We start from the raw sequence: 6000 nt of genomic DNA, 5'->3' as shown, positions 1-6000 counted from the left end.
AGCCTTCCGCTTTGTCTTGCGATCTCCTTAAAAGACGTTCCATGAAATACAGTATAAATGGCACTATCTGTTACTTGTACATCACTAAATCCCATAATACCCGTTGGTATACCATATCCATCTGATATTTTAAATTCAGGTTCGCCATACTCACCTATACGAACAACATGAGTACTATCTTTCAAATTATAGACCTCAAGGACTTCTCCCAACTGGGTGACTACCGCCAGTATTCCATTGTTAGGATTGTAGTCAAGGAAGCTCCTCCATGCTTGGGCTAACGCCGGACGAGCATTTTCCAATGCTTTTTCATCAATAGTCGGAATAATTCCTATCTTATCTATAAGCTTACCATTACAGTTAACTCGACATAAACGATTTTCACCGGAATAATCAGGAATAATAAACATTGAATCATTATATATAGCAAAATCAAGTGGTCGAAGTATATCTTCATCCAATGTTACCGTTTCGTCACGAAGNACCGGATGAAGAAAAGTCTAACCTAGTTAATTCACTTTTATTGGCATCCAATGTCCAGACTACATGATTCTGTAAACGAAAGTTCTCCAATGATAACATTTCCGTAGGTGAATCACCACGCTTGCCAAAAGAAGATAAATACTGATAACTGGGATATTGGAATAAATGTCCATAATGATCAAGACCATGTAAATCCATCACAATGACTCTATCTCCTTCGATTCGTATCCTAAACGGATAACGAAGCAAGGCAGTATCAAGCTCAATTACTTCTCCTATTAATTCTCTCTCGTGCGGAAATCCCGAATAGAATAATACACCCTTTGCATATTCTTTATGCTTATGGTCACAAGAGATNACTTCTCCTATTAATTCTCTCTCGTGCGGAAATCCCGAATAGAATAATACACCCTTTGCATATTCTTTATGCTTATGGTCACAAGAGATAAACAAGAAAAAAGAAAGAAACAGGAGAGTTATACTATTTTTCAAGGCTATATCCGGTAGCAACATATTCTACTTTAACTTTTGTAACCGGACAATCTACGGAACCACTGCCCCAACAATTAGTAGGCACATCTTGCTCATCAGCCGCCAAAGCTTCAATATTATCTAATAATAATGTATTTACTCGAGGTTCTTTTAATGAGTAATTTACAGAAAGAACCGCCATCATCANAGCCGCCAAAGCTTCAATATTATCTAATAATAATGTATTTACTCGAGGTTCTTTTAATGAGTAATTTACAGAAAGAACCGCCATCATCAGAATAGAAAAGAATAATAGTTTCTTCATATATACTATAGTTTTATCGATTAATTAATGGAAACGAAAGTAGGCAATTGGATTACAACCACCAATAGATTAATCTATCCATTTCTATCTAACCGAATCTATCTACTATATATATACTATCATAGAGATAAGGCTCTTATTCAAAAAAATCCCATTTCATCGGAAATTATAGTTTCTTATTTGTTCCTTCTAATTTGTAATTGATATCCAATATTTTCATACCTTTGAATCTCAATAGATGGAACATTCTCAAAAACTCTTCGCAAACGACTTATTGCATTATGAAGTCTCGGATCATTATTTGATTTATCCGACCAAAATATTTTCTTGATTTCTTTGTCTTTCAATATGTAATCTGGAGCTTCTAAAAAATGTTTTAATAAAATAGCTGTTTGTGGTGGTATCTGAATTTCCTCTTTACCAAATATAAGCTTTCTCAAATCTGCATCAAACATAATATCTTGGTCCATTTGATAAATATGAACAGAGGTAGGAACAACAATGTTCTTTTGCCATCTCTTTCTAAAAAATATCACTATATTAATAATAACTGCACACAGCCAATAAATAAAGCCATAAACAAAGCCTCTTACACCCACAAGAGTAAAAAATGAAAAGTAGAAAAAGCCTTTTACTTCAACCTCGCAACGATAACCTGCCGTAATATCGAATTCTGGTATACAATTTTCATGTAAAAAAGAGTCAGGGTATACACTTTCTGTAATATTTTCATCTTTATCGGATACCAAAAGCTGCAATGCAAAAGTGCCAGACAAACTTTGCTGCTTCAAATGCAGTTGCCATTTTTCATATAAAGAGTCCACTACTAAAGGATGTTTAGATAAATAAGCAGTATGTAAAAAACTTAATCGTGGATCAGATGTTACATTTTTAGAACTTTTTTCTTTATCCAAGCAGTATCCACGTTTTCCACTTTCATCTGTTATATAAACCGTATCAGGATACTCCTCCAATCGCTGTTTCCTCCCACTAGTGTAAAAATAACCATCAAAAGCATCTTCTTGTAAATGTTGCAAAAAAACTGCTTTAAAAACACTTTCCACTCTTTCACTGAACATTTTTTTTCTAGCCTCACAATATAATTGTCCTAGAATGAAAAATAATACTATCTCCAGAATAAATATTATTAGCAAAAGGCGCATCTTTTGTTTATCTTTAAATGTAATTGTACCGCTTAGTTTCGTTAGTAATTTCATAGCGTGACTTATTTTATCTGTTTGAATAGCACAAAGGTAGCATTATTTGCAATAATTGACAGACAATATAAAAACTATTTTGAGTTTTTGGTTATATCAAAAATAATCTTTCCAACCAAAGAAATTAGTCTATTTTTAAGATTCACTCTATAAATATTAAATCAAAATAAAAGCAAGAAGAGAAATAAATGCATAAATCAATGCAAGAATATACCGTTTTCAGACTAAATATTACATAAATAAGGGATAAAAAACGAATTATTTACCGCTAACTAAGCTTTGTTCCTCACCGAGGAACGACTCGTTGCCCGGTGTGCGTCGCTTCCTTCCTCACCGAGGAACAATACATTCATCGGTGAGACCCAAATTTATCGGTATATTTTCAGCTATTTCACACTATATTCCATCCAAATCAAATATAGCAAAAAGAAAGTACTTATCAAATAATCAAACGAATATCCGCAAATAATCTCTTTACAGCAAACAATAAGCATCCAAATAATATAAAATAAAGCACCACGGATTTCCATAATCCCTAATTACTCACATATTTATTTGCATACAAGACTCTGTCTTAAATTCAAGCAGGAGAAACGCATAAAATATCCTATTTTTATGTATGTTCTCATTTCAAGACTTCTATATATAAAAAATCCTATATCATGTCTAAGATGATATAGGATACTAACAATTATATAAAGGCGTTTATTACAACGCCTTTATCTCTTCTATAGACAAACCTGTGACTTGCGAAATAACATCGAGAGGAATATTTAAAGACTTCATATTGCTTGCAGCTTCCCTTTTCTCTTCCAGACGACCTTCATTAATACCTTCCATACGACCCTCTACACGCCCTTCAGCATGACCCTCTGCGCGTCCTTCAGCACGTTCAGTGAATATATTATCTTTTAATATGACAATATTATCCAAATGGCGATAGTAAGCATCAAGCTCTGCTTTAGTCATCTTGTCAAGTTTTAATCGTTCACGGGCTTCTGTTAAACCTGGAGCAGTCGCACTATCAGGAATATCACCTGTATTCAGATAATAGATCCATTCTTCCAACGGACTTTTAGCTACCTGATTAAAATCATTGACCTTCAAAATATAATATTCAGGATAAAGTTGACTTACTGTATCCACTTTAAAAGTTTGTTTTTGAAAAGGAGTCAGTTCAAGCATATCTCCCTGATGAATTCCCCGGAATTCCGTTTTACCGTGATATACGGTATCTTTGCCACTACCTAAAGAAAAATAGACAATATTGACACTATATACTTTACGTACCTTATCATAACCTTCTCCACGATTAATATACTCGGTTACTAATTTTGAAGTACCAAACAGCATACGTTGAAAATAAGCATACTCATTATTATTCTGAACTTCAATCAGAATAAGTTCACCTTTCGAGTTTTCAGCAAGCATATCTACACGATTATACTTATCAAACTCATCTTCTTGATTGCTTTCACTCTCTAAAAGCTTCCGAATGATTATCTTTTCATTCAAAAGAGTAGTTAGAAAGCCCTCAAGAACTGCAAAATTGGCTTTATTACGCAATAAACGTTTCATAGCCCAATCGAAACGAATATAATTACTTGACATAAGTTCGTCTCCTTTCTTGTTATCTTGTTTCAAGCTAACAAAGGTAAGCAGAAAATGTTTGATTTCAAGTATATATGCTTCAATTTCTTTCTACTAAGAATATTCTATCTTCCACTGTCCCAAAGTCCGCGTTGTACTATCGAAATTCACTCCAACTTTAACAACCTTGCGATGCTCTACCTCATAAGGAATGGCATACTGTTTACTATTAATTTGTGCCAACGCTTCTTCGGGAGTTCCGTCTACCTTAAATTCAAACACATAAATCGCATCAGGCATCTTGATTACCACATCAGCCCTACCAATAGCATTCTTAACCTCTACATCCACATATTGCCCCATCAAACGGAATAACAAATAGAAAATAGTCTGATAGTGCTTTTCCTGATTATTCTCCAAATCATAAGGTATAGAAGAAAAGAAAGAACGAGTACGAAGAAGGCACTGCTCAATATCACCTTTCATCAGGTCTCTTACAAAAGAGACTACATAAAAATTACTTTCACGTGTCGGTTGATTGAGATAGGAAGGGATCAGAGTCTCAATAAAGCCTATCTTAACTTCTTCGTTGGGATAACCTAATGTATATGTACGAAAGAGAGGTTCATATCCTTTAATAGTCAAATAGCCACTCTGATAAAGTACAGGAATCGGATCGGTAATAACCTCTGTCGCTTTATCAAAATCTTCGTCTTTCACTTCCATCTTTTCCAATAGAGTAAGACTGAAGTCCATTCGCTGTAACATTTCAATCAAGAAAGTAGGCGTGCCGGTAGAAAACCAAAAGCTCTTATAATCTCTTTGCGAAAATGCATTGAAAAGGCTGAACGGATTGTAAATATCTTCACAAATCTTGCTGAAATGATAACCGTCATACTGCCGTTTCAAATGCCGACAAGCTTCTTCATAGGTTTCATTATTCGCTTGAGCTATCCTCTCAATATCCGGTTGCATCTGACTTAGCAACTCTTGCTCTGTAATACCACAAATAGCACTATAATCATCGCTCATACTGATATTCTGCAAGTTATTCAGCTCACTAAATATACTCATCTGACTGAACTTGCTGATTCCTGTCAGAAACAAGAAACGAAGATATTGCCCTTGCGCTTTAAGAGGACTGAAAAACTTCCGCATTTCAGTTCGCAATTGTCCTTGTAAAGCAGAGTCGCTATTACTATCCAATAAAGGTGCATCATATTCGTCAATCAATACAACAGCCTGCTTTCCTGTCTGTTGGTAGATTCGTTGAAGCAAACCGGTTAAACGGGCTGCATAGCTCGTTTCTTCTTCATTTTTCCCATAAGTCCTCTCCCATTCGCTTAGATAAAGATTCAATTGCTCTTGCAAATCTTCGATTGTGGTGTATTTCGTTCTACTAAAATCAATATGCAACACAGGATAAACAGTCCATTCTTTCTCTAACTGTTCCATAGCCAATCCTTCGAACAACTCTTTCTTTCCGGAAAAATAAGCTTCAAGAGTAGAGACTAGAAGACTTTTTCCAAAGCGACGCGGACGACTAAGGAAATAAATCTTATTTGTATGAGTCAAATGATAAATTAATGCAGTTTTATCAATATACACACAATCATTATTACGTAAATCCTCAAAATTCTGTATTCCGATAGGATATCTTCTAAATGTCTCTTTCATACCACTCTAATGCTTTTATTGGAAATATGAACAAAGATACGAAATAAAATGATTACATGACACTTAATATTATTATAAAACCCTACAATATCATTCAATTGCATTGTTCGATTCACATAAACTTATCTAAAGAACTACCTTATTAATAGCCATTAAAATAGTGACGCTATCCCACCAATATAGTGACGGTATATGCTTAGGATAGCGTCACTATCCAAGGCAAATACCGTCACTATA

4 protein-coding genes and 1 pseudogene are annotated in these 6000 nt (G+C 34.5%); all 5 read right to left on the bottom strand.

Annotated features, from left to right (window positions below; genetic code table 11):
• Nucleotides 1–996 (bottom strand): annotated as a pseudogene (locus KQP79_RS26060) (BF3164 family lipoprotein); the annotation flags it as partial.
• Nucleotides 965–1279 carry an NVEALA domain-containing protein gene (locus KQP79_RS22875; protein ID WP_264386567.1) on the bottom strand — a complete coding sequence of 105 codons (315 nt, stop codon included), beginning with the start codon at nt 1277–1279 and terminating at the stop codon, nt 965–967. The pseudogene KQP79_RS26060 and the gene KQP79_RS22875, both read right to left, overlap by 32 nt.
• Before the next feature lie 176 nt (nt 1280–1455).
• Nucleotides 1456–2496: a winged helix-turn-helix domain-containing protein gene (locus KQP79_RS22870; RefSeq protein WP_008776661.1), complete on the bottom strand. Its 1041-nt coding sequence runs from the start codon at nt 2494–2496 to the stop codon at nt 1456–1458.
• Between the two features lie 708 nt (nt 2497–3204).
• Nucleotides 3205–4107: an Rpn family recombination-promoting nuclease/putative transposase gene (locus tag KQP79_RS22865; RefSeq protein ID WP_008776660.1), complete on the bottom strand. Its 903-nt coding sequence runs from the start codon at nt 4105–4107 to the stop codon at nt 3205–3207.
• A gap of 93 nt (nt 4108–4200) precedes the next feature.
• Nucleotides 4201–5763: an ATP-binding protein gene (locus KQP79_RS22860; protein WP_004312304.1), complete on the bottom strand. Its 1563-nt coding sequence runs from the start codon at nt 5761–5763 to the stop codon at nt 4201–4203.
• Nucleotides 5764–6000 lie beyond the last annotated feature (237 nt).

It is taken from the genome of Bacteroides sp. DH3716P (assembly GCF_025914115.1).
GTDB classification, from domain to species: Bacteria; Bacteroidota; Bacteroidia; order Bacteroidales; family Bacteroidaceae; genus Bacteroides; species Bacteroides ovatus.
The sequence above is the reverse complement of the archived record's forward strand: the minus strand, read 5'-3'. Positions and strand labels throughout refer to the sequence as shown.

Bases quoted from the DNA above. Each gene is read 5' to 3' on its own strand.
- KQP79_RS22870 (WP_008776661.1), bottom strand. From the start codon at position 2,496: ATGAAATTACTAACGAAACTAAGCGGTACAATTACATTTAAAGATAAA.
- KQP79_RS22865 (WP_008776660.1), bottom strand. From the start codon at position 4,107: ATGTCAAGTAATTATATTCGTTTCGATTGGGCTATGAAACGTTTATTG.
- KQP79_RS22860 (WP_004312304.1), bottom strand. From the start codon at position 5,763: ATGAAAGAGACATTTAGAAGATATCCTATCGGAATACAGAATTTTGAG.